The organism is Micromonospora olivasterospora, assembly GCF_007830265.1.
Classification (GTDB): domain Bacteria; phylum Actinomycetota; class Actinomycetes; order Mycobacteriales; family Micromonosporaceae; genus Micromonospora; species Micromonospora olivasterospora.
On sequence record NZ_VLKE01000001.1, the window covers coordinates 315,207 to 337,192 of the forward strand.

22 protein-coding genes and 1 pseudogene are annotated in these 21,986 nt (G+C 68.4%); 6 read left to right on the forward strand and 17 right to left on the reverse strand.

All coding sequences use genetic code 11. The annotated features are described in order from the left end of the window. The first annotated feature begins 6 nt into the window (after window positions 1-6). A complete protein-coding gene (locus tag JD77_RS01155; protein WP_145772646.1) occupies window positions 7-1,185 on the forward strand; it encodes an acyl-CoA dehydrogenase family protein in 1,179 nt (392 codons plus the stop codon). Between the two features lie 65 nt (window positions 1,186-1,250). After that, window positions 1,251-1,469 carry a hypothetical protein gene (locus tag JD77_RS33210; protein ID WP_246140483.1) on the forward strand — a complete coding sequence of 73 codons (219 nt, stop codon included), beginning with the start codon at window positions 1,251-1,253 and terminating at the stop codon, window positions 1,467-1,469. Between the two features lie 195 nt (window positions 1,470-1,664). On the opposite strand, the gene JD77_RS01165 is transcribed toward JD77_RS33210, so the two are convergent. The 4 genes and pseudogenes from JD77_RS01165 to JD77_RS35345 all read right to left on the reverse strand — a co-directional run bounded on the left by JD77_RS01165 (window position 1,665) and on the right by JD77_RS35345 (window position 5,171). Next, window positions 1,665-2,447 (reverse strand): SDR family NAD(P)-dependent oxidoreductase, encoded by a 783-nt coding sequence (locus JD77_RS01165; RefSeq protein WP_145772647.1) that lies wholly within the window; start codon window positions 2,445-2,447, stop codon window positions 1,665-1,667. A 40-nt stretch (window positions 2,448-2,487) separates the two neighbouring features. After that, window positions 2,488-3,392, reverse strand: a pseudogene (locus tag JD77_RS35340) (enoyl-CoA hydratase/isomerase family protein). After that, window positions 3,319-5,016: a class I adenylate-forming enzyme family protein gene (locus tag JD77_RS01180; RefSeq protein WP_145772650.1), complete on the reverse strand. Its 1,698-nt coding sequence runs from the start codon at window positions 5,014-5,016 to the stop codon at window positions 3,319-3,321. Before JD77_RS01180 ends, JD77_RS35340 begins: the two are co-directional and overlap by 74 nt. Then, window positions 5,013-5,171 carry a hypothetical protein gene (locus JD77_RS35345; RefSeq protein WP_170286299.1) on the reverse strand — a complete coding sequence of 53 codons (159 nt, stop codon included), beginning with the start codon at window positions 5,169-5,171 and terminating at the stop codon, window positions 5,013-5,015. Before JD77_RS35345 ends, JD77_RS01180 begins: the two co-directional genes overlap by 4 nt. A gap of 155 nt (window positions 5,172-5,326) precedes the next feature. Between JD77_RS35345 and JD77_RS35350 the strand changes: the two genes are divergently transcribed. Together JD77_RS35350 and JD77_RS35355 are read left to right on the forward strand one after the other, a co-directional pair. Next, entirely contained in the window at window positions 5,327-5,572 is a 246-nt protein-coding gene (locus JD77_RS35350) for a hypothetical protein (protein WP_387227979.1), read from the forward strand. A 35-nt stretch (window positions 5,573-5,607) separates the two neighbouring features. Next, complete coding sequence (locus JD77_RS35355; protein ID WP_170286300.1) at window positions 5,608-5,865, forward strand: hypothetical protein; 258 nt, start codon at window positions 5,608-5,610, stop codon at window positions 5,863-5,865. Between the two features lie 107 nt (window positions 5,866-5,972). Here JD77_RS35355 and JD77_RS01190 read toward each other — a convergent pair whose 3' ends face one another. From JD77_RS01190 to JD77_RS01240, 11 genes are all read right to left on the reverse strand, one after another. Beyond that, window positions 5,973-7,172 carry an NAD(P)/FAD-dependent oxidoreductase gene (locus JD77_RS01190; protein ID WP_145772651.1) on the reverse strand — a complete coding sequence of 400 codons (1,200 nt, stop codon included), beginning with the start codon at window positions 7,170-7,172 and terminating at the stop codon, window positions 5,973-5,975. Window positions 7,173-7,397: 225 nt separating this feature from the next. Continuing rightward, window positions 7,398-7,703: a non-heme iron oxygenase ferredoxin subunit gene (locus JD77_RS01195; RefSeq protein WP_246140484.1), complete on the reverse strand. Its 306-nt coding sequence runs from the start codon at window positions 7,701-7,703 to the stop codon at window positions 7,398-7,400. Between the two features lie 68 nt (window positions 7,704-7,771). Then, entirely contained in the window at window positions 7,772-9,082 is a 1,311-nt protein-coding gene (locus tag JD77_RS01200) for an aromatic ring-hydroxylating oxygenase subunit alpha (RefSeq protein ID WP_145772653.1), read from the reverse strand. A gap of 57 nt (window positions 9,083-9,139) precedes the next feature. After that, complete coding sequence (locus JD77_RS01205; protein WP_145772654.1) at window positions 9,140-9,883, reverse strand: dienelactone hydrolase family protein; 744 nt, start codon at window positions 9,881-9,883, stop codon at window positions 9,140-9,142. 28 nt (window positions 9,884-9,911) lie between these two features. Continuing rightward, on the reverse strand, window positions 9,912-11,597 hold the full coding sequence (locus JD77_RS34605) for a CoA transferase (protein WP_145772655.1): 1,686 nt from the start codon (window positions 11,595-11,597) through the stop codon (window positions 9,912-9,914). An 18-nt stretch (window positions 11,598-11,615) separates the two neighbouring features. After that, complete coding sequence (locus JD77_RS01215) at window positions 11,616-12,779, reverse strand: acyl-CoA dehydrogenase family protein (RefSeq protein WP_145772656.1); 1,164 nt, start codon at window positions 12,777-12,779, stop codon at window positions 11,616-11,618. After that, window positions 12,776-13,852, reverse strand: coding sequence for a phosphotransferase family protein (locus JD77_RS01220; protein WP_145772657.1), 1,077 nt, complete (start codon window positions 13,850-13,852; stop codon window positions 12,776-12,778). Before JD77_RS01220 ends, JD77_RS01215 begins: the two co-directional genes overlap by 4 nt. Further along, entirely contained in the window at window positions 13,849-14,595 is a 747-nt protein-coding gene (locus JD77_RS01225; protein WP_246140485.1) for an enoyl-CoA hydratase-related protein, read from the reverse strand. The genes JD77_RS01220 and JD77_RS01225 overlap by 4 nt, the downstream gene beginning before the upstream one ends. Before the next feature lie 44 nt (window positions 14,596-14,639). Continuing rightward, window positions 14,640-15,401, reverse strand: coding sequence for a 3-hydroxyacyl-CoA dehydrogenase (locus JD77_RS01230; RefSeq protein WP_145772659.1), 762 nt, complete (start codon window positions 15,399-15,401; stop codon window positions 14,640-14,642). Window positions 15,402-15,444: 43 nt separating this feature from the next. Beyond that, window positions 15,445-16,623 (reverse strand): thiolase family protein, encoded by a 1,179-nt coding sequence (locus JD77_RS01235; protein WP_145772660.1) that lies wholly within the window; start codon window positions 16,621-16,623, stop codon window positions 15,445-15,447. A gap of 50 nt (window positions 16,624-16,673) precedes the next feature. Beyond that, window positions 16,674-17,738, reverse strand: a complete 1,065-nt coding sequence (locus JD77_RS01240; RefSeq protein ID WP_145772661.1) for a DODA-type extradiol aromatic ring-opening family dioxygenase — start codon at window positions 17,736-17,738, stop codon at window positions 16,674-16,676. 235 nt (window positions 17,739-17,973) lie between these two features. On the opposite strand from JD77_RS01240, the gene JD77_RS01245 reads away from it, so the two are divergent. After that, a complete protein-coding gene (locus tag JD77_RS01245) occupies window positions 17,974-18,987 on the forward strand; it encodes a phosphotransferase family protein (RefSeq protein ID WP_211372459.1) in 1,014 nt (337 codons plus the stop codon). Window positions 18,988-19,001: 14 nt separating this feature from the next. Continuing rightward, window positions 19,002-20,261 carry an acyl-CoA dehydrogenase family protein gene (locus tag JD77_RS01250; protein ID WP_145772663.1) on the forward strand — a complete coding sequence of 420 codons (1,260 nt, stop codon included), beginning with the start codon at window positions 19,002-19,004 and terminating at the stop codon, window positions 20,259-20,261. A 28-nt stretch (window positions 20,262-20,289) separates the two neighbouring features. Here the strand turns inward: JD77_RS01250 and JD77_RS01255 are convergent, their stop codons facing one another. Both JD77_RS01255 and JD77_RS01260 read right to left on the reverse strand, forming a co-directional pair. Then, window positions 20,290-21,033 carry an SDR family NAD(P)-dependent oxidoreductase gene (locus tag JD77_RS01255; RefSeq protein ID WP_145772664.1) on the reverse strand — a complete coding sequence of 248 codons (744 nt, stop codon included), beginning with the start codon at window positions 21,031-21,033 and terminating at the stop codon, window positions 20,290-20,292. Window positions 21,034-21,065: 32 nt separating this feature from the next. After that, entirely contained in the window at window positions 21,066-21,818 is a 753-nt protein-coding gene (locus JD77_RS01260) for an SDR family NAD(P)-dependent oxidoreductase (RefSeq protein WP_145772665.1), read from the reverse strand. Between the last annotated feature and the right edge of the window lie 168 nt (window positions 21,819-21,986).

The window sequence follows — 21,986 nt, forward strand, 5'->3', positions numbered from 1 at the left end:
GACAACATGATCAACTTCGACCCCAACCCGTTCGAAGCCGAGCTGCTCGCAGAGACGGCGCGCCAGGCGACGGTGTACCGCCGCTACGCTCGTGAGTTCGACCGCCCGCAGGACCACGACCTGAACGGCTCGGTCACGATGCCGGTGCCCGAGGAGGCGGAGTTCCTCCACGTCCGCAACCTCCTGCGCCAGCGCATCGACGAGACGAGCGGCTACGACCTGATGGAGGCGCTGATCTATCTCGAGGAGTGCAAGGGTGCCAAGCCCTTCTACCCCCGGCCGGTCGACGCGGACGCATTCGACACCAACCTCTCGAAGTTCCTGCTCAAGGCGGTCGGCACGCCTGAGCAGTACGAAAAGTGGGGCGACGGGTACGGCTTCCTGTCGTGGGGCATGACCGAGCCCGGAGCAGGCTCCGACCCATCGTCGATGCGCATGACGGCTGTCCGGGACTCGGCCACTGGCGACTGGGTCCTGAACGGCGAGAAGATCTTCATCTCCCAGGTGCAGGAGGCCGCCGGCATCGTCACGATGGCTCGCGTGCCGGAAGAAGGCCCCCACAGCATCGGACTGTTCGTGGTCGAGAAGGATCGGCCTGGGTTCACCCTCGGCAGGCAGTTCAAGAAGCTGGGCATCCGCAACCGGGACCTCGCGAGCTTCGCGCTCGACGACTATCGCATCCCCGACGTCAATCGGCTGCGAGGCAGTCTCAAGGACGCCCTCAACGAGTTCAACGGCACCCGCTCGCTGATCGCCGCCGAGGCGCTGGGACTCATCAGCGCGGCGCTCGACATCACCCGCGGGGCGCTGGAGGAGGCCGGCGTCGAGATCGACTACACGGCCTCGGCGGCCCGGTCCACGGCTGCGGCAGACCGGTTCATCGATCTCGAGGCCGAGTACGAGGCGGGCTACATGACGCTCCTGCACACCCGGTGGCTGCACCAGACGCAGGGCCGCGACAAGGTCCGGACCGCGATGGCCAAGGTTGCCGCGGCCGGCGGTGCGCGCCGGATCATCCGCGAGTGCATGGACATCCTCGGGCCCAACAGCACGTCGAAGGACTACTTCCTCGAGCAGGCGATGCGTGACTCGCGCATCACCGACATCTACGAGGGTCCCGGCGAGGTCCTGCGGCTCCTCATCGCCCGGGACATGCTGGGCTACTCCGCGCGCGAACTCAACTGACCCGTCCGTCTGGTCGGGGCGCGACCACCAGGCCGATCCGCCCGTGCTGGACGCGACGTCCCCCGGTGGTCGACGAGCTCGAACGATCGGTCGAGGATGCCGGCGCCCCTCGTGACGTCCTGCGGGCACCGGCGATTTCGACGCGACAGCTCACCTTGCCTGGGGCGGAGAGCGGGGCGACGAAGGCCCGGGCGTCGACGCCCAGCAGAGCGATCGAGCACTGCTCGAACGCGGTGAGCCGCGACGCGAATCCCATCGCCGTCGACAAACCGAGCAGGCCGTGAGTGATCGTCCGAACCGTCCACCGCGCGCGGCCACCGCGTCGGCGTGCGACGGGTTCGTGTCCCAGCTCCACGTCGGAAACGTGGTGATGTCGGACTCGGTGATGGTTTTCGCCGCGCGCAAAAGACCTGACCGACGGCGAAGTCCTCAAACCACCAGGTCGTCAGCATGGGTATCGCCCCTCTCGATCGCGGGCGTCAGTAGGACATCGTGACGCCTCCGTCGACGACGACCTCGGCGCCAGTGACGAACGACGCGTTCTCCGAGCAGAGGAAGGCGATGACCGTCGCGATCTCCCCCGGCTCAGCCATCCGCCGCAGCGGGGTGGTCTCGATGATGTGGCGAGCAGCGACCTCGTTGGTGCGCTCGTTCATCTGGGTGTTGGTGCTCCCTGGACAGACGGTGTTGACCCGCACGCCGAGCGTGCCGTACTCCGCTGCGGCTGAGCGAGACAGGCCGATGACTCCGTGCTTCGACGCGACATAGGGAGACATGCCGGGAAAGCCCTGCACGCCGGCGATCGAGGAGATGTTGACGATCGCCCCGCCTCCCTCGACCAGGAGTGGGAGCTCGTACTTCATACACAGGAACACGCCGGTCAGGTTGACGGCGATCACCCGATCCCACACCTCGCGCGGCTGCTTGATGACCGAGGCGAGCGTGCCGTCCGTGCCGGCGTTGTTGATCGCGAAGTCGAGACCGCCCAGCTCGGCCGCCGCCGAGTCGACCATGGATCGCACCGATCGCTCGTCCGTGACGTCGCACCACCCGGCGACGGCCTGTCCACCGGCGGCCGTCACCTGGCGTGCGGTCTCAGCGGCCGCCTCGACGTCGACGTCGGTCGCGAGCACGCGCGCACCACGCGCCGCCAGCACCAACGCCGTCTGACGACCGATGCCGGCACCGGCGCCGGTCACGAGAGCGCGCTTGCCCTCGAAGTCACGCAGCAGGTGCGAGTGGTCGATCACGGTCTCGGTCATCGATCTCCTCAGCGAATCGAGGGCGGACGGACGGGTTGGTTCAGCGACCCGCGATCTGCGGAGGTCGCCGCTCCAGGAAGGCGTGGGCGGCCTCGCGACTGTCGTCGGTGTGAGAGTTGTCGACGTAGCGCGTGATCTCGGAGTCGAGGTAGCGGGCCAACGGAAGATGCTGGCTGTCGAGGAGATTCATCTTCATCGCCTGCAGCGCCAGGGGCGCGAACCCGGCCAGACGTGAGGTCAGCGCTGCGACCTCGTCCACGAAGTCCGGGTCGTCGAACACGTGGCTCACGAGCCCGAAACGTTCGGCACACTCGGCGTCGATCGTCTCCGACAGCAGCATGAGCTCCGCCGCGCGGGCGCTCCCGAGGAGCCTTGTCAACGTCCACGGCAGGCCCATGTCAGCCGGTTGCCCGACTTGGCGAACGCCGTGGTGATACGGGACGATCGCGTGGCGATCCGAAGGTCGGTGGCGCAGGCCAGGGCGAGGGCTCCTCCGGCGCACGCTCCGTTGATCGCCGCGACCGTGACCGGTCTGGTCGCGCGGATGGCCTCGATCGTGCGCTGCGCCCCGTCGCACAGCAGCGACCAGGCATCACTGTCGGACATGCCCGCGGTGGCCCCGCCCTGACCAAGCACGCTCACATCTCCGCCGACGGAAAACGCACGTCCGGTACCGGTGATCACGACGACGCGCACCTCGGGGTCGTCCGCGCTCTGCTGCACCAGCCGCTCGATCTCGCCCACGTGGTCGAAACGGAAGGCGTTGACCTTCTGCGGCCGGTTCAGTGTGATGGTGGCGACGTGCTCCTTGACGTCGTAGAGGATGTCGGACATACCGGGAGTCATCTCCGATCGGGTCGGCGCGTGGGGCCTACGCGGTCGTGCCCGCGATCCGCGCCTCGGCCCACGGACGAAGCTCGCGCTTGAGCAGCTTGGCGTTGGCATTGCGCGGGAGTGCCTCGGCACGGACGAAGACCTGGCGTGGTCGCTTGTACTTGGCGAGCTGCTCCTCGCACACTCGGTGGACCTCCACCTCATCGAACTCGCCGTCCGCGACGACGATCGCGACCGGCGCTTCGCCGAAACGTTCGTCCGGCACTCCGACGACGGCCACCTCGACGACGCCGGGAAGCGTGTGGATCACGTCCTCGACCTCCTTCGGGTAGACGTTGAGGCCGCCCGAGATGATCAGGTCCTTGGTGCGTCCGACGACCGTGACGAAGCCGTCCTCGTCGAGGTCGACGAGGTCGCCGGTGTTCATCCAGCCGTCGCGGAAGGCCTCGGCGGTCTGCTCCAGCCGGTTGTGGTAGCCGCGCATAGTCGCGTTCGACCGGATCAACAGCTCCCCCCTTCCCGAGGACTCGACCTGTCCGGACTCGCCGCGCACCGCGACGTCGCAGTGCGGCAGGGGTCGTCCTGCCGATCCGTCGTGGTCGGCGACCTCGTGCGCCTCGAGCACGGTGGCGACAGCGGGGAACTCCGACAGGCCGTAGCCCTGCACGACGGCGACGCCGGGCAGTGCCTCGACGCACGGGTCGATGACCGACCGCGGCACCGGCTCCGATCCGGTGATGATCCACTGCAACGAGCTCGTCCTGAGCTCCTCCATCAGGTCGGGCCGCTTGAGAAGCTCGCGCAGGATGCTCGGGACCAGCATCACGTGGGTGATGCGGTCGTCCACCAGCATCCGCACGATGTCGTCGGCGGTCGTGCTCCCGGTGCGCTTGATCTGGGAGTAGCCACCGATCCAGATCAGCGGCAGGAACACGATGTGGAAGCCCGCGGCCCACGAGAACGACGGCACCACCGCGTACCTCACGTCGCGGGTGAGGTGCAGACCAAGCACCTGTCCGAAGGCGTTCCACAGCACGCCTCCGTGAGTGTGAACGGCAGCCTTCGGGCGGCCGGTGGTGCCCGAACTGTAGTAGAGGACGAACTCGTCATCGAGGTCGGAACCCGTCGGTCGGTCGTCGGGCGATCCGCTGGACAGCACCTTCTCGTACCCCACCGAGGTCACCCCCTCCGGCGCGACCGCACCGCCGACGGTGACGACCAACTCGAAGGCCGACGCCAGACCGGCGACGCTCTGCGACGCGATCTCGTCCATCACGAGCACGCGCGCTCCACTGTCGTCGCACACGTGCTCGATCTCGGGCCCGACCAGCAGCACGTTAACGGGAACGCAGACGGCGCCCATCGCTGCGAGTCCGAAGAACACTTCGGGCCATTCGATACGGTTGCCCATCATCACGGCGACTCGATCTCCGGGCTTGACGCCGTGCGCCTCCAGACCCGCCGCGACGGAGAGAGCTCTGTCTCGCAGCTGCCGGAAGGTCCTGGCCTCACCCTCGAAACCGAGACACTCATGATCGCCGTAGTATGAACGAGCAGAACGGTCGAGCATCGTGAACACGTTGCGTTGCAGACCCATGAGCACCTTCCTCGATGGCGGACACAGGGAGTCTGCATCAACGATCACGGCGGGAATTGGCTTCGTTCTGCCAAGCGGAAAGAGCGTTCGCTCCCCATCGCGCAGCCCGAACGATCGGCGCATGGTCAACTCGATCACGACACCGTCGTCCACCTGGCGAGACAGCCGAGTGGATCTCCGCGGTGGCCTACGTCGCCAGCAACGCCCGCCTGACCACGCTCCTGCTGCCCGGCATCGGCACGGTCCACGATTTCAAGGCCGCCGCCGACCTTGGGCATCACCTCGGTGCGCATCGCGACCCACTGCACCGAGGCCGACATCGCGGTCCAGCACGTGGGCACGGCCCGTGATCTCGGCCTCGATGTCGCGGAACTCCTGATGATGAGCCACATGGCCGATCCAGACACGCTTGCCCGTCAGGCTCTCATCAGGGGGCGGCGGGAGCCGAGTGCGTCTACGTGACCGAGTCGGGCGATCGCCTCACGATGACCGGCGTTCACTACCGCGTCCCCGCGACGTGCTCGCCGCCTCGACGGCGATCGGTGTGCACGCGCACCACAACCTCGGGCTCGCCGTCGCGAACTCCGTGCTCGCCGCGGAGGAGGGGGCGCACCGCGTCGATGCCTCGCTCGCCGGCCTCCGGGCCGGAGCAGGCAACTGCCCCTCGAGGCCTTCGTCGCGGTCGCCGATCTGACGGGCTGGAAGCACGGCTGCGATCTGTTCGCGCTGATGGACGCCGCCGACGACCTCGTTCGGTCCCGGATGACCCGCCCGGTCCGGGTAGATCGTGAGACGCTCTCGCTCGGCTACGCGGTGTACTCGAGCTTCCTGCTGGACTCGGAGCGCATCGCCGCCGAGCACGTTCTGAACGCACGCGACATCCTCGTGGAGGCCGGGCTGCGCAAGATGGTCGGCGGGCAGGAGGACCTGCTGGTCGACGTGGCACTCGACCTGGCCCGCGAGGGAGCGGCCCTCGTGCCCTCGTAGCTCCGTGGCTCGGCGCTCACACACTTCCGACCACACGGGCTGCTCGGACGCGTCGTCCCGGATCGAGAGGGCTGCCGGGCGGGATCGGCACGGGCTCGAGCGGCCGCTCAGAGTGCCGTCGGAACGAGGGCGGCAGTGAGCGCCTCGACCTGATGGCGCCCGGTCACGGCCTTGCGGCAGCGCATCAGCGTTCGCGGATCATCGAGCGCCACGGCGCCGACGACCAGACCCCCGTCGTCGGCGTACACTGCGACGTAAGTGTCCGAGTCGACGCTGCCACGAGTCAACGCGACCGACCCCGCAGCCGGCCTTCCGACAATCTGGATGCGACGGCCGTACTGATCGGACCAGACATAGGGAGCCTGAGGGCGCGGCGGCTCGCCGCCGGTGATGCTCGCAGCGACGATCGACGCGTGCTCGTTGGCATTGGTCCAGTGCTCGATGCGGAGCCGGGTGCCGTAAAGCGGATGCTGGCGAAGCGCCACGTCGCCGGCCGCGTAGATGCCGGTCCAGCCCGCGACCTGCAGATCCTCGTCGCAGACCACCCCGTCGTTGACGGGCAGGCCGGACGACGTGAGCCACTCGGTGTTGGGCACGGCGCCGATGCCGACAACGACGAGGTCCGCCGGCAGCACGCGCCCGTCGGTCAGCCGTACCCCGGTGACGTGGCCGTCACCGACGAACCGTTCGAAGCCGACGCCGGTCTCGAGACGGACGCCGTTGGCGCCGTGGAGCCGGGCGAGCTCACGACCGACGTCCGCTCCCAGCACGTGCGCCAGGGGGACGGGCTGCGCCTCGACGATCGAGACGTCGACGCCGTGTCCCACCGCTGCCGAGGCGAACTCGGCCCCGATGAAACCCGCGCCGATGACCACCACCCGCGGTCGTCGTCCCAGGGCCGAGCGCAGCGCAGCAGCATCGTCCACCGAACGGATCGTGTGCACGCCGGCGAGATCGCCGATCCCCGGCAGTGTCCTGGGACGCACCCCGGTGGCGATCACCAGACGGTCGAACGGGATCTGCGCACCGTCGGCCAGGGTGACCAAGCGGCTCGCCGCGTCGAGGGAGACAGCCGCGGAGCCCAGGCGCAGGTCGAGGTCCAGCGAGGCAAGCTCAGCCTTCTGCACGAGCGGAACCACGTCAGGTGCCCCATCGCGTTCGATCATTTCCTTGGAGAGCGGCGGCTTGTCGTACGGCACGTGCCGTTCGTCGCCCACCACCGTGATCGCGTCGCTGTAGCCGGCCATGCGCAGGGCCTGCGCGGTACGCACTCCCGCCACTGACGCGCCGACGATCAAGACTGTCATGGCGTCAGTCTTCGTGCAGAGTCGACGGGCGCCAACGGCCGTTACCGGCAGACGGAACGGCCGGCCGGGACTGATCGTCGACGACCGGCCTCTCGCCGGGGGCCGGGGCGGCAACGGCCGTCCCTCCCTGCCCGGCTCGCAGGCTACGTCGTCGTCATGGCTCCCGTCGCTCGATGCGGCGTCGGGGTCTCCAGCGGTGCGAGCACGCCTCGTCCTCGCAGGGGTTCACTCGACGAACACCTGGCCGTCCTCGATGACGACCGTGTAGGTCTGGAGCGCGATCGTGGCCGGGAGGCAGAGCGCCTTCCCCGTGCGAAGGTCGAAGCGGGCCATGTGCAGAGGGCACACCACCTCGTCGCCCTCCAGGTCGCTGTCCTCGCCCAGCGACCACTCCTCGTGGGTGCACGTGTCGCCGGTCGCGAAGAACTCTCCGGCCTCGGTCCTGAAGAGCGCGATCGAGTCGTCACCGGGCAGGACCATGGACGTCCCGGGTTCGAGGTCGTCGACCTTGCAGGCGAACCGGCGCGGCACCGCGCTCGTCCCGCTCCCCGTTTCCGGGCCGGAGCCCGTCGATGGCTCACCGTGCCTGACCATCGTGCTCAGGCCTCGGTGACGGCCGGTGTCTTCCGGCGACCGGCGTACGTCTCGTTGAGCGGCTCGTGGATCTCCTCGGGCTGCTTCTCACCGGTCATCAGCTCGTTCCACCGGCGCCACCAGGCTCGCATCTGGAGCTCGTCCGAGCTGAACGGAATCGGCTTGTGCATGCCGCGCGAGATGTCCGACCATGGGAGCTCCTTTACGCCGGCGAAGCTGCGCTGGCAGCTTTCGAGCGCCTCCACGTCGTCCGGCGTCGCAAGTCCTCCCGGTCCCCAGAACGTCAGGAAGTTGTCGAGACGCTGTTTGCGCAGCTCGTCACCTTCCTCCGGGGGTGCCAGCTCCCACGACGTGACCTCCATGTAGTCGGGAGCGATCGGGTCGATCTTGCGGATGAGCACTCCCATCACGAGGTCGATAACGACGAGATTGGGGAAGATCACGAGGTTGCGAGCGTTCGCCATCCGGTCGACCCAGGCGTCCCCGAGCTCGGCACGGAACTTCTCGAACCTCTGGTCGCGCTCGGCCTGCCCCTCTGCCGACAGCGGCCGGCCGAACAGCGAGGCGGTGCTGGCGCCTCCGGCTGCCACCGAGTGCCCGTTGCCGAGATCGATGCCTCGGGAGTCCATCAGACCGGAGGCGTCGAACCCACCGCGAGCGGCGACGACCATCTCGAAGTAGCGCTGGTGCGTCGTAACGGCGTGGTAGGCGTCGTAGCTGTTCTCGACGAGCAACTTCCAGTTCGCACGCACCGAGTACTCGTGCGTGCCATCGAGCACCTGCATGCCCTCAGCAGACTGGTCGCACACCAGGTCCAGGTACTCCGCGGCGCCGCCCAGGTAGGTGCGGAGATCGACGATGTCGGGATCGAAGCTGACGAACACGAAGCCTCGGTAGGAATCGATCCTGGCCGGTGCCACGAGCGAGGGCCGCTCGAAGTCGGGGCCGTAGCCGTCGTCGCCCGGGATCGAGACCGTCTTGCCGGCCGTCGAGAAGCTCCACCCGTGGTAGAAGCACGTCAGGAAGCGGGCGTTGCCCGCCGGCTCACGGCAGATGGTCGCCCCACGGTGCGGGCACGAATTGAGCCACACCTGGATCTGGCCCTTGGCGTCCCGCGTGAAGATGAGCGGGCGACCGCCCACCGAGCGTGTCTTGAAGTCGTTCGGCTTCTTCAGTTCGGTCTCGTGTCCGACGTAGAGCCAACTGTGGTCGAAGATCTCCGAGCGCTCCTTGGCGAAGATTTCCGGATCGATCATGGTCTTGCGATGAACCCGGAAGCGAGGCATCTGGCGGTCGTCGATGACGTACTCAGACATTGCTGTGCACCCCAGTTTCCTTCGTTGCTCCGTCAGTTGAATCCTGGACGCCGTCCATCACCCGCTCTGCCGCCGTTCCCAGGCCTCGGCCAACGGCGTGGGTCGAGGCACGACGCGCAGGTTGAGCCACTCGATGACCCGCTGCCACGAGTCGAACGACGCCGCCCGACCGCGGTAGTCGACGTGCTCGCGGTAGAAGGCGCCCGACAACGCGGGGTAGCGGACCACCTCGGTGTAGGCGGGCGAGCGCTCGTAGACCTGCGTGCCGAGGATCGAGAGCGTCCGCGGGCTGATGTGAGAGTCCTCTCCGCCGAACATCCCAAGCCACGGCGAGCGCAGGACGGGCATCTGGTCGGCGAGCGCCGGCGCCGTCTCCGCGAGCGGCTCCTCGATGCCGGACGGCGAGACGCTCACGACCGCGCCCAGCGTGTGGCGCTCGGCCGCGAGCATGGCGGCCCGGCCACCCAGCTCGTACCCGACCACGCCGATCTGCTCCGGTTCCCAGCCACGCTGGCCGTGACATGCAATGAGGGCCTCGACGTCGCGGACGAGCTCCTCGTCGGACGGCGGGGACGTGCGGTCGCCACGCGGCGCGGCGAGATCCACGCAGAGCGACTCGTACCCGTGCTCGGCGAGGCTGTTCATCAGATCGACGGCATCGGTGTCGATGCCGCGGCTGTCGGTAAGCAGCAGGGCCGCTCCCCTCGGAACGCCACCGAGGGACACCGCAGCGACGGTCAGGTCGCCATCGACGACGGGCACCGACACGACGGTGGGCTCGATGCGGATGGTGCCGCTCATCGCCCGCCCCCCGCAGCCTGGAGACCGCTCACAGGATGATGCTCACTTTCGCCTGCGGCCGCAGCGCATCGAGGTCGAGCACCGACTTGCGCTCGACGAACCGGAACCCCTCGGACGTGACCCGCAGCACGTGTCTGTAGGTGCCGACGTAGGTGTCCAGGATCCCCGAGCGCACGCGGAACACGGCGAAGTTGGCCTTGACGCGGACGTGATCCGCGTTCTCCGGACGGGCCTGGACGTTTGTGATCATCCGGCGGGTCCGTGAATGCGGGTACTCCGCGTGCGCGGACCGGGTCAGCAGCGAGTTCACCCGGTGTTCGAGCAGAAAGCGGTCGTCCTGGATGAGGAAGAGGTCACGCCCGGGATCTCCGTTGGGCAGATCCGTGGACGGCATCAGGTACGTGCCCTCCGGGACGAACAGCTCGAGCCACTCGTGCAGACGCCAGTCGTCGAGGAGGTTCGCCTCGTCGAACAGGAACGCCTCGACGTTGCGCGTCAACGTCGTGTTGGCGGCGGCCAGCTGCGGCGACCATGTCTGGACTTGCTCCAAGGTGTGCCCTCCCAAAGTAAGTCGGCCGCCAGCGTCGATCGCGCGGCTGCGTTCATCCAGCGAATGTTCCGGGCGGCGGAACCGACGTCGTCCGCCCCAGCGGCCCCGCGCAGCGAGCAGGTCCATCAGGGCCGAGTCCGCCGTGACGCAGGAAGCGGAACGCGAGAAGCGCGGCGCAGGCGCTCCGGCGGGCCCACTCGGGGTCTCCACCACGCTGCGGCGTGCTGCCAGCTGCGGATGCTCGACGGCCTCGACGAACGACAGGACGGGCGTCACGCACGCGTCGCTGCCTACGAACACTTCCGCCCACTCGTCCCGCGTGCGCTGCTTGAACCGCTCGGCGAAGACCGTGCTGAGCTCGCACCAACCCGACGTGTCGTTCTGCTCGGGGAGGTCGCCGTCGGTCAACGACAAGCCCTCAAGCAGGAGCGCGTAGAACTGGGGCTCGATCGCGCCGACGGCGACGAACCGACCGTCGGCGCACTCGTAAGTCCGGTAGAACGGCGCCCCACCGTCGAGCAGGTTGCTCTCCCGCTCGTCGCCCCACGTCCCCTCGGCACGGAGCTCGAGGATCTGCTGGCCCAACGAGGCCACACCGTCCACCATAGCGGCGTCGACGACCTGACCACGCCCGGAGACGGTCCTCTCCCAGAGCGCCGCCAGGATGCCGAGCAGCAGGTACATGGAGCCGCCGGCGTAGTCGCCCACGAGGTTGAGCGGGGGCACAGGGCGATCAGCGGGACCGATGGCATGCAGGATCCCCGTCACGGACACGTAGTTGATGTCGTGCCCAGCCGTGCTGGCCAGGGGTCCGTCCTGCCCCCATCCCGTGACCCGGCCGTAGACGAGTCCCGGGTGCGCGGCCAGGCACGTGTCTGGGCCGAGCCCCAGCCGCTCCGTGGTGCCGGGTCGGAAGCCCTCGATCACCACGTCGGCGGCACCGATCAGCCCGAGAACCTCGTCCCGGTCGGCTGGGTCCTTCAGGTTCGCCACGACCGTCGTGCGACCTCGCAGCACGTGTGTCGCGAGAGCAGCCGCGTCGGCGTGCGAGCGGACGATGCGCACGACGTCGGCGCCGAGGTCGGCGAGAACCATTCCGGCGTGGGGGGTGGGCCCGATGCCGCCGAGCTCGACGACGCGGAGTCCGGCCAACGGACCTGTCACAGGGATCTCCTTCGTGATCTACCGGTCTGGGCGATCGACGAGATCACGGGCGATGATGTGCTTCATGATCTCGTTGGCTCCGCCGAAGATGCGTTGCACACGGGCGTCCTGGAAGGCGCGTGCAACCGGGTACTCGGTCATGTAGCCGTATCCCCCGTGGAGCTGGAGGCAGGCGTCGACGATCTGGTTCTGGACGTCGGTCGCCCACCACTTGGCCTTCGCGGCGTCTACGGCGGTGAGCTCCCCGGCGTTCAAGGCATGGATCGACGCGTCGACGTACGCCTGGGTGACGTCCAGACGGGTCGCGAGCTCAGCCAGCACGAACTGGGTGTTCTGGAAGTCGGCCAGCCGTCGTCCGAAGGCTCGCCGCGTCCGCGTGTACTCGAGGGTCTCGCGGAGAACCACCCGCGTCGACGCCACGGCATGGGCGGCGATCGAGAGGCGTTCACGAGGCAGGTGGGTTGCGAGCTGGTGCATTCCTGCGCCCAACTCGCCGAGAAGATTCTCGTGCGGCACCACGACGTCGTCGAAGAAGAGCTCGGCGGTGTCCTGGGCGTGCAGGCCGATCTTCTCGAGCTTGCGTCCCCGGGAGAAGCCGGGCATGTCCTCCTCGACGACGAGGAGGCTGAAGGCGTCACGTCCGCCTCCTGGGTCCGTCCGCACCACGACGATCACGACGTCGGACTGGATGCCGTTGGTGATGAAGGTCTTGGCGCCGTTGACCACCCAGCCGTCACCGGTCGGTCGCGCCGAGGTGGTGATGCCCTGCAGATCCGATCCCGTGCCGGGCTCGGTCATGGCGATCGCGCCGATCAGCTCTCCGCTGCACATGCCGGGCAGCCAGCGCGCCTTCTGCTCGTCGGATCCGAGCGCCGCGACGTAGGGGATCGCGATGTCGTCCTGCAGCGAGAAGCCCGAGGACAGCGAGGTGGCGTGCACCTCCGCGAGCTCCTCCAGCAGCACGTTCCGGAAGCGGTAGTCGGACAGTTGGTCGGCCCCGCCGAAGTCCGACGGTCCGGACAGCCCGAGGATGCCCTGCGTGCCGGCGGCGACCCAAACTCCGCGGTCGATGAGCCGCGCTTCCTCCCACCGGTCCAGGTGCGGCAAGACCTCTCGGATGACGAACTCGCGGGCGGTGTCACGGAAGGCCTCGTGGTCGGCCTCATACAGGCCGCGGTTCATGAGGCTCCCCGCCGGCGGAGCCCCGGCAGCGCGAGACCGTCGGCCGCCTCCGCGAGGAGCTCCTCCACCATCGGCCCGACCCGTCCATGCTCGCCGTCGCCGACCGTGTTACCCATGAGGTGGCGCGCGTGGATCTGCTCGAGGATGATGGCGAGCTTGAACTGGGCGAAGACGAGGTACCAGTCGAGGTCGTGTGCGATGTCGCGGCGCCGTCTCGCGTACCGCTCGACGACCGCGTCCTTGGAGAGGAAGCCGTCGACGGCCGTCAGCCCGCCGGTGATCGGGTTGAAGCGGCGGCCCGGCTCGTCGGTGAACATGACGAGCGTCGCGAGGTCGGCCAAGGGGTCGCCCAGCGTGGCCATCTCCCAGTCGAGCACCGCAGCCACACGCCCGTCGGCGGCCGCGATGACGTTGTCGATCCGATAGTCGCCGTGGACGATGGACACCTCGCTGTGTTGCGGAAGCCTCGCGGACAGCACGCGGGCGATCTCGTCGACCTGGTCAAGCTCGCGGACCTTAGTGGTCGAGTACTGTCGCATCCAACGGGCCAGCTGCCGCTCGAGATAGCCCTTGGGGCGGCCGAGATCGGCTAGGCCCACCGCCTCGGGATCGACGTCGTGCAGATCAGCGAGCGTGTCGACGAGACCCTCGCCCAAGGTCCGGCGTGCCGGGACCGGGAAGGCCTCGACGAGCTCGGGCGTCCGCAGTACATGACCGGCGACCTCGTCCATGAGGTAGCAGGGTGCGCCAGCCGACACCGTGCCGTCGTCGAGCAGCACCACGCGCGGCACCGGCACCTTCGAGGCGCTCAGTCCCGCCATCACCCGGTACTCGCGGATGACGTCGTGCGTGCCCTCCATGATTTCACCGAAAGGCGGCCGACGAAGGATCCATCGACGACTGCCATCGGTGACGCGATACGTGAGGTTGGAGCGCCCCCCGCTGATCAGCTCGGCGCTCAGCGGAGCGTCCCCAGCTGCCGCCCCGGCGTCGCCGAGCAACGTCGCCAGCGCGTCGAGGTCGAGGACGTCGGTCTCCCTTGACGATCCGGACGCGTCGGGCAACGTCGTCATCGCGCCTCCCAGACGGGAGGCCGCTTCTCGGTGAAGGCAGTCGCTCCTTCGTGGGCATCCCGCGTGGTGAGCAGGCGGGCCATCTCCTCGTCCTGCCGTCGCCAGAGCTCGACGTCCCAGGCCGCGCCCGTCCCGACCGCGTCACGCACGAGTCGTTTGCTGACCGCCAGTGCCAACGGGGCGTTCGCCGCGATGCGTCTGCCGAGGGCAAGCGCACGCTCGACGACATCGTCGGGTGCCACCACGTCATTGACGAGACCCCACCGCAGCGCGGTCGCGGCGTCGATCGGGTCGCCCGTCAGGACGATGCGCATAGCGACCTTCTGCGGAATCTCGCGGGGAAGGCGCAGCAGTCCGCCCGCGGCGGCGAACAGTCCGCGCTTCACCTCGGGCAGTCCGATCACGGCGGTCTGAGCCATTACGGCCAGGTCGCACGCCAGCACTATCTCGGCGCCCCCTCCCATGGCCGGACCATTGACAGCGGCGATCAGCGGTGTCCGCAGCTCGTGCTCGACCAGACCGGCGAAGCCCCACTCGGGGTGGTCCGGTGCTGTCAGGAGCTGTCCGGCGGCGATGCCCCTGAGGTCGGCTCCAGCACAGAAGGCGTCGCCCTCACCCGTCACGACGATCGCCCTGACAGTGGGATCGGCGTCCGCCTCCTCCAACGCGCCGCCCACGGCGGCCGACAGGTCGGCGTTCACCGCGTTGCGCACGGCCGGCCGTCGCATCGTCACCAGCGCCACGCCGTCGACGAGGTCGAGGGTGGCCGCCGGGGCATCCGTGGTCGTCATCGAGGTGCCATCCGGATCGCGCCGTCGAGGCGGATCGTCTCGCCGTTGAGCATCGGGTTCTCGACGATCTGCTGCACGAGCTGCGCGAATTCGTCCGGTCGTCCGAGGCGTGCAGGGTGCGGCACCTGGACGCCGAGCGACTCGATCGTCTCCTGCGGCAGGGCCTCGAACAACGGCGTCAGGAACAGTCCGGGGGCGATGGTGTTCACGCGGATGCGGTGTTGAGCCAGGTCACGCGCGACCGGGAGGGTGAGTCCGACGATCCCGCCCTTCGACGCCGAGTAGGCGGCCTGACCGACCTGACCATCGAAGGCGGCGACGGAAGCGGTGTTGACGATGACTCCGCGCTCCTCGCCGCTGTGGTCGGCCTCGACCATGCGCGCGGACGCCAGACGGATCACGTTGAACGTGCCGACAAGATTGACCATCACGACCTTCGTGAAGTCCGGCAACGGGTGAACGCCCCCGCGGCCGAGCACCCGCATCGGCGGGCCGATGCCGGCGCAGTTCACGACGATCGACAACCCGCCGAGCGCCGTCGCCGCATCGACGGCGGCCTGCACCTGGTCCTCGTCAGTCACGTCCGCGGCGACGAACACGACGTCGTCGCCGAGCTCCTTGGCGACCTCACGACCCGCTGAGATCGGCAGATCGAGGATCACCACCTTCGCCCCGGAAGCGTGAAGACGCCGGACCGTGGCGAGCCCGAGCCCGGACCCTCCTCCGGTGACGAGCGCGGTGCTGCCTGCGATGTCCATCTGGGCCGTCCTTGTTCGTCGGTGATGTCGGGATCGAGATGGGTCAGAGTCGCTCGATGATCGTGGCGTTCGCCATGCCGCCGCCCTCGCACATGGTCTGCAGACCGAAGCGACCGCCGGTGGCTTCGAGGTGATGGACCATGGTGCAGAGCAGGCGGGTCCCCGAGCCTCCGAGCGGATGGCCCAACGCGATCGCCCCACCACGCGGGTTGAGCTTGTCCTCGGCGACGGCGAACTCGTCGGCCCACATCAGCGGCACCGGAGCGAACGCCTCATTGACCTCGAAGGTGTCGATGTCCGCGATGTCGAGCCCGGACCGAGCCAGCACCTTGCGCGTGGCCGGGATGATGCCGGTGAGCATCAGCAGCGGGTCGCTGCCGGTGACCGCGAAGGAATGGAAGCGGGCCCGCGGCGTCAGGCCGAGTCTGCCGGCGACGTCCTCACTCATGATCAGCGCGGCCGACGCGCCGTCCGTGAGAGGTGAGGAGTTGCCCGGCGTGATGATCCACTCGATCTCGGGAAAGCGCTCGGCGAGCGCGTCGTCGACGAAGGCCGACGGCAACCGTCCGAGGCCCTCAGCGGTCGTTCCCGGTCGGATGGTCTCGTCGGTGAGATGGTCGCCGGCACCCGGACGGGGCACAGCGACGATCTCGTCGTCGAATCCGCCCGCGGACGCGGTGGCAGCCGCACGCTCGTGCGACCGGGCCGAGAACTCGTCCAGTCGCGCGCGGTCGAGCTTCCAGCGTGCAGCGATGAGCTCGGCGGAGACACCTTGTCCGACGAGGCCGTCAGGGTAGCGCGCCGACAGAGGCTTCAGGGCGGCGCCACCGGCGCTGGCCATGCCCATCGGCACCCGGCTCATCGACTCCACGCCGCACGCGATCACGATGTCGTAGGCGCCGGCAGCCACCCCCTGGGCGGCGAAGTGCGCCGCCTGCTGGCTGCTGCCGCATTGACGGTCGACAGTGGTGGCGGGCACCAACTCGGGAAGCCCCGCGACCAGCGCTGCGGTACGGGCGATGTTGAGCGCCTGGTCGCCGGCTTGCCCCACGCACCCTGCGATGACGTCGTCGATTTGAGCGGGGTCGACGCCGGTGCGTCGCATCAGCTCGCCGATCACCACGGCGAGGAGGCCCGCCGGATGCACGTCCGACAGAGCCCCACCAGGCTTCCCCCGCCCGGAGGCGGTGCGGACGACGTCGACGATGACGGCATTGGGCATGAGGAGTTCTCCTGAGGGCCGAGGTGAGACGACGAGCTGGTGAGCAGACGTCATCGATAGAGCGCGAACACCTTGTTGGAGTTGAGCACCTCCGTGTGGACGAACGCACTGTGCTCCAGCGTCATGCCGAGCTCGTGCATCGCGCCCAACAGGCAGAACCAGTTGAGCATCTCGTGCTGACCGGCGTCGATGATCTCCCTGGTCGTCACCGAGGTCCAGGCATCGACCTCGCCCGCCACCATCGCGTCGTACAGACGGCGGTCGGCCTCCGTGTCGGGGCGCAGGTGCCAGTCCTTGTCGTTCAGGAACGCGTGCGACCAACTCGCCGACGCCACCAGCGCCACCCGCAGGCCGCTCTCGCGCACAGAGCGTCCCACGGCACGGCCCGTCTCAAAGCACCGCTTGGGGGTGGGACCGGGCGGATCGAGGTTCTCACCGGCCTGGATGTCCGCGAACCGGGCGATCCCGCCCTTGCGCGCGATGACGTGCTCGCCGTAGCAGTTCACGGCGATCGGCACGATCGGATAGGGGAACTTCTGGCCGACGTTGTCGTAGTCGAGGAAAATCTGCGTGTTCGCGAACGCGTGCGGGAAGTGCACGCCCTTGCGCTGCTGGTAGGAGTAAGCGGTTTCGATGCCGTCTGAGATCAGGTCCGCGGCGAGCCGCTTGGCGAACTCGGGTTTTCCCTTCATTGAGAAGGTGAGGTCGTCTGGTGCGCCCCAGGCGTTGGGAACACCGAGCATGTGCAGGACGGCGAAGGCCTCGACCTCCGTGTCGTCGTAGGCCAGGACGCAGAACGACGGAATGACCTCCTCGCGGAAGTTCTCGTACTGGTCATCGCCCCAGACGACGAGCAGGTCCGGCTGGAACTCGTCGAGGGCGGCACGCGTTTTCGCCAGCTCCGCGAGCAGCTCGGCGCGGTGAGCGGCCGCCGCCGTGGTGCCCTGGTCGTCACCCCACTCTCGCTGCGCCACCTCGCTCCAGTTCGCCGGGTCCTTGCGCTCGGCCGGGATGTCCGGGTCCTTGAGAACGGTCCTCATGAGGTTCGCCATGTGCGTGTCGGCACCAGCGAGCATCGGATAGTGGGTCATCCCGATACCGATCACGTTCGACATCCTGCACTCCTCCGCTGTCCGATGACGCGTCTGGTTCTACTCAGGGGTCACGCAGCAGGCGAGCCGGCGTTCAGCACCTCGGAACCGTCCGTGCAGGCGTCGGCATGTTCTCTCCTGCGGAACTTCCGCACGGAACGGCACGCGCGCTTGCCTAGGGTCCAGGCACATGACCTCAGAGCCGCCACGGACGACGGGCCGGTTCGACGCCTTCGCCACCGAGGCGCTGGTGTCGTGGATGGACGCGCACGGCATCGGCGAGGGCTGCCTGGAGGATGTCCGCGCTCTGAGCGGCGGCACCCAGAACGTCATGATCGCCTTCACCCGCGGTGGTGACTCCTTCGTCCTCCGACGCGGGCCGGTCGTGCCGCCGCCGAGCAGCGACGACACGATCCGACGGGAGGTGCGCCTGCTCACCGCACTCGCCGGAACCGACGTGCCCCATGCGCGACTCGTCACCGCATGCGACTCCCCCGACGTGCTGGGGTCGGCGTTCTACCTGATGGAGGCCGTCGAGGGGTTCAACGCCGCCGAGGCCTTGCCACCCGCCCAGGCGCATCGTCCTGAGCTGCGCCGTCGGATGGTGATGACGATGGTCGACGGCCTGGCGCACCTCGCACAGGTCGACCCGTCCGAGGTGGGACTCCAGGGATTCGGACGCCCCGAGGGATTCCTTGAGCGACAGACCGAGCGTTGGCTCGATCAGCTCGCCCGCATCGAGTCCGCCGACCACGACGGTCCCACCGTCGTGACGATGCGCCCCATCGCGGACTGGCTCGACCGCCACCGGCCTCGTGCGTCGGCTCCGGGCATCCTGCACGGCGACTTCCACGTCGCCAACGTCATGTTCGACGAGCCGACCTCTAGCCTCGCTGCCATCGTCGACTGGGAGTTGGCGACGATCGGGGACCCGCTGCTTGACCTGGGAACGCTGCTCGCCCTCTGGCCTGCCGCCGACGGCCAGCCGGACCTGCTCGGGTCCGCTCTGTCACTCGCGGGTGGCCTGCCGTCGGAGTCCGAGCTCGTCGAGCGCTACGCCGCGAGCAGCGGTCGCCAGGTCGGTGACATCGACTACTACTACGTGCTCGGCTGCTTCAGGCTCGCGGTCCTGCTCGAGGGCACCTGCGCCAGGGCCCGCGTCGGCCGAGCGCCGGCCGAGGTCGGCCGACGGCTCCACACCATGGCAGCCGAGCTCGTGCAGCGTGGCGCCCGGCGCGTCGCCGAGACCCCTGCAGATCGTCACATCCCCTGAACCGGAAGGCAGTCATGTTCGACACCACCCCCCGCGCCGCCGAGCTCTCACGCCGGCTGACCTTGTTCCTCGCCGACTCCGTCTACCCCGCCGAGGAGGTGCACGAGCGTGAGCTCGCCGAGCTCGGATCGCATCGACAGACGCCGATCATTGAGAAACTCAAGCTGCAGGCGCGTGAGCTGGGTCTGTGGAACCTCTTCCTCCCGCACCCGGAGGTGGGTCACGAACCGCTGACCAACCTCGAGTACGCACCGCTCGCGGAGCTGAGCGGCAGGAGTCTGCACGTCGCCCCCGAGGCCATGAACTGCTCAGCGCCCGACACGGGCAACATGGAGTTGCTCTCCTTGTTCGGCACACCCGAGCAGAAGGAGCGCTGGCTCCGACCCCTGATGGACGGCACGATGCGCTCGGCGTACGTGATGACCGAGCCCCAGGTCGCGTCGTCGGACGCCAGCAACATCCAGACCTCCATCGTCCGCGATGGCGACGAATGGGTCATCAACGGTCGCAAGTGGTGGATCTCGGGCGTCAACCGGGAGCGGTGCGAGCTGCTGATTGTCATGGGCATCACCGATCCGGACGGCTACCGGCACCGGCGCCACACGATGATCCTCGTCCCCAAGGACACCCCGGGCATCGAGATCGTGCGCGATCTGTCGGTATTGGGCTACTCCCCGTCCGAGAGCCATGTCGAGATGGCGTTCACCGACGTACGGGTGCCGGCATCGAACCTGCTCGGCGACGTCGGCGCGGGCTTTGCCATGTCACAGGCGCGACTCGGTCCCGGACGCATCCATCACTGCATGCGGATGGTCGGCGCAGCCGAGCGAGCGCTGGAGCTGATGATCGACCGCGTGGGCAAGCGCGTCGCCTTCGGCAGTCCCCTCATCACTCAGGGTGTGATTCGTGAGTGGATCGCGGACTCCCGCATCGAAATCGACCAGGCCCGCCTCTACACGATGTACGCGGCGCACCTGATGGACACGGTCGGCAACCGGCGGGCCGCGAGCCAGATCTCCGGGATCAAGGTGGTGGCCCCCAACATGGCCGCGAAGGTGATCGACCGGGCGATGCAGGCTCACGGTGCGGCCGGATTGAGTCAGGACTTCCCCTTGGCACGAATGTGGGCCGAGAGCCGCATCATCCGTTTCGCCGACGGTCCTGACGAGGTTCACCGTCGAGCGGTGGCGCGCACCGAGATCGCCAAGTTCGCCCAGGCGACCACGCCTGCGCCGTCCGGCCTGCTGGCCCATCTGCCGGGCACCCTCGGCTGAGTGGTCCGCCATCCATGGTGGGTGGCGCTCAGCGCCACCCACCATCGATGCGAAGGACCGCGCCCGTGACGTAGGACGAGGCCGACGTCGAGAGGTATTTCACGGCACCGACCACCTCGTGCGGCTCGGCGCACCGCTGGAGGGCCACCTGGGACTCCATTTGCTCTCGCAGACCCTCCGGCCACCTTTCGGAGATGTCGGTGAGGAAGGCGCCGGGTTGGATCGTGTTCACCCTCACCCGGGGGCCGAACGCCTGCGCGAACCCCTCGGTCAGCACGTGCAGGCCCGCCTTGGCCGCGGCGTACGGCAACGCGAACTCATGCGGCCGGATAGCCTCGATTGAGCCGATGTTTATGATCGAGCCACCGCTGCCGGCAGCCATCCGGGTGCCGACGAGCGCGGTCAGCCGGAAGGGCCCCTTGAGGTTGACGGCGATCACCTTGTCGAAGAGCTCCTCGCCGACCTGATCCAGGCTCGGGTAGTGCGGCGACGACCCGGCGTTGTTGACCAGCACGTCGATGCCGCCCATCTCGTCGACGACACGGTCGACGACCGCGGTGCATGCGTCCCAGTCGCTCGTGTTCAACGCGACCGGAAGGGCCCGAACCCCGTGGGCCCGTCGCACCTCGTCGGCGACGATCTCGCACGCGGGCAGCCGTCGGCTGGCGACGACGACGTCCGCCCCTTCCGCCGCGAGAGCGTGGACCATCTCCCGTCCCATCCCACGGCTTCCACCGGTTACGAGGACGACCTTGCCGGCCAGCTCGGACATAGCTTGCTCCTTGCCTGTGCACGAGAGACGACTCACAGCATCGAGCTACCGCCGTTGACGCTGACGACCTGCCCTGTCACGAAGCTGGCCTCGTCGGAGGCGAGGTACGCGACCACCGAGGCCACCTCCTCGACCGTCGCGGCACGGCCGACCGGGATCAGGTCGATCATCCGCTGGATCAGCTCCAGCGCGGTCGGGTCGGTCAGGGCCGCGACGGCCTCGGTCATCACCGCCGACGGAGCCACCGCATTGACGGTGATGCCGTGCTCGGCGAACTCTCGGGCGAGTCCCGTCGTGAAGCCGTGCACCCCACCCTTGGCCGCGTTGTAGACGGCATGCCAGTACAACCCGTTGCGCACCGACTCGGCGCCCAGGTTGACGATGCGTCCGTAGTGCTGGTCGACCATGGTGGGCAGCACGGCGAGGGTCGCCCGGATCGTCGTCCACAGATTGCGGTCGATTGTCGTCTGCAGCGTCTCCTCAGTGTGCTCGAGCGTCGGCAGGATGACCCCACCGCCGGCGTTGTTGACGAGGACGTCGACGGACCCGAAGGCCTCCTGGCACTGCTGGACCACGCTCGCAGCGGCCGCCTCGCGGGTCAGGTCGCCGACCACCATCACCGTCTCGCCTGCGCGGGGCCCCTCGAGCACCGACCTCGCGTCGCGCAGCGCCTGCCCGTCGACGTCGGCCATCACGACGGCGAACCCGTCGGCGACCAGACGTCGTGAGATGGCCAAGCCGATGCCCCGGGCCGCACCGGTGACGATCGCCGACCGCTCAGTCACGCCTCATCAGCCCTCTCTCCGAGTCTCCCGGGCACCATGCCCCGGGTGAGGGTAGGTCGACGAGGCGCTGCGCCCCGACGCGCGATTCCGTGAAACGGAACGTGTCGCCGCAATGCCGCGGCGGTTCTGATGTCTGGAACCGCGAGATGCGCTGACCCTGTCTCGAGT

Excerpts from the sequence above, each read along its gene's own strand:
- JD77_RS01190 (WP_145772651.1), bottom strand. The coding sequence starts at position 7,172 with ATGACAGTCTTGATCGTCGGCGCGTCAGTGGCGGGAGTGCGTACCGCG.
- JD77_RS01205 (WP_145772654.1), bottom strand. The coding sequence starts at position 9,883 with ATGAGCGGCACCATCCGCATCGAGCCCACCGTCGTGTCGGTGCCCGTC.
- JD77_RS01165 (WP_145772647.1), bottom strand. The coding sequence starts at position 2,447 with ATGACCGAGACCGTGATCGACCACTCGCACCTGCTGCGTGACTTCGAG.
- JD77_RS01155 (WP_145772646.1), top strand. The coding sequence starts at position 7 with ATGATCAACTTCGACCCCAACCCGTTCGAAGCCGAGCTGCTCGCAGAG.
- JD77_RS01230 (WP_145772659.1), bottom strand. The coding sequence starts at position 15,401 with ATGGACATCGCAGGCAGCACCGCGCTCGTCACCGGAGGAGGGTCCGGG.
- JD77_RS35345 (WP_170286299.1), bottom strand. The coding sequence starts at position 5,171 with ATGCGCACCGAGGTGATGCCCAAGGTCGGCGGCGGCCTTGAAATCGTG.
- JD77_RS01200 (WP_145772653.1), bottom strand. The coding sequence starts at position 9,082 with ATGTCTGAGTACGTCATCGACGACCGCCAGATGCCTCGCTTCCGGGTT.
- JD77_RS01250 (WP_145772663.1), top strand. The coding sequence starts at position 19,002 with ATGTTCGACACCACCCCCCGCGCCGCCGAGCTCTCACGCCGGCTGACC.
- JD77_RS01235 (WP_145772660.1), bottom strand. The coding sequence starts at position 16,623 with ATGCCCAATGCCGTCATCGTCGACGTCGTCCGCACCGCCTCCGGGCGG.
- JD77_RS35355 (WP_170286300.1), top strand. The coding sequence starts at position 5,608 with ATGGACGCCGCCGACGACCTCGTTCGGTCCCGGATGACCCGCCCGGTC.
- JD77_RS01240 (WP_145772661.1), bottom strand. The coding sequence starts at position 17,738 with ATGTCGAACGTGATCGGTATCGGGATGACCCACTATCCGATGCTCGCT.
- JD77_RS01245 (WP_211372459.1), top strand. The coding sequence starts at position 17,974 with ATGGACGCGCACGGCATCGGCGAGGGCTGCCTGGAGGATGTCCGCGCT.
- JD77_RS01255 (WP_145772664.1), bottom strand. The coding sequence starts at position 21,033 with ATGTCCGAGCTGGCCGGCAAGGTCGTCCTCGTAACCGGTGGAAGCCGT.
- JD77_RS01220 (WP_145772657.1), bottom strand. The coding sequence starts at position 13,852 with ATGACGACGTTGCCCGACGCGTCCGGATCGTCAAGGGAGACCGACGTC.
- JD77_RS01215 (WP_145772656.1), bottom strand. The coding sequence starts at position 12,779 with ATGAACCGCGGCCTGTATGAGGCCGACCACGAGGCCTTCCGTGACACC.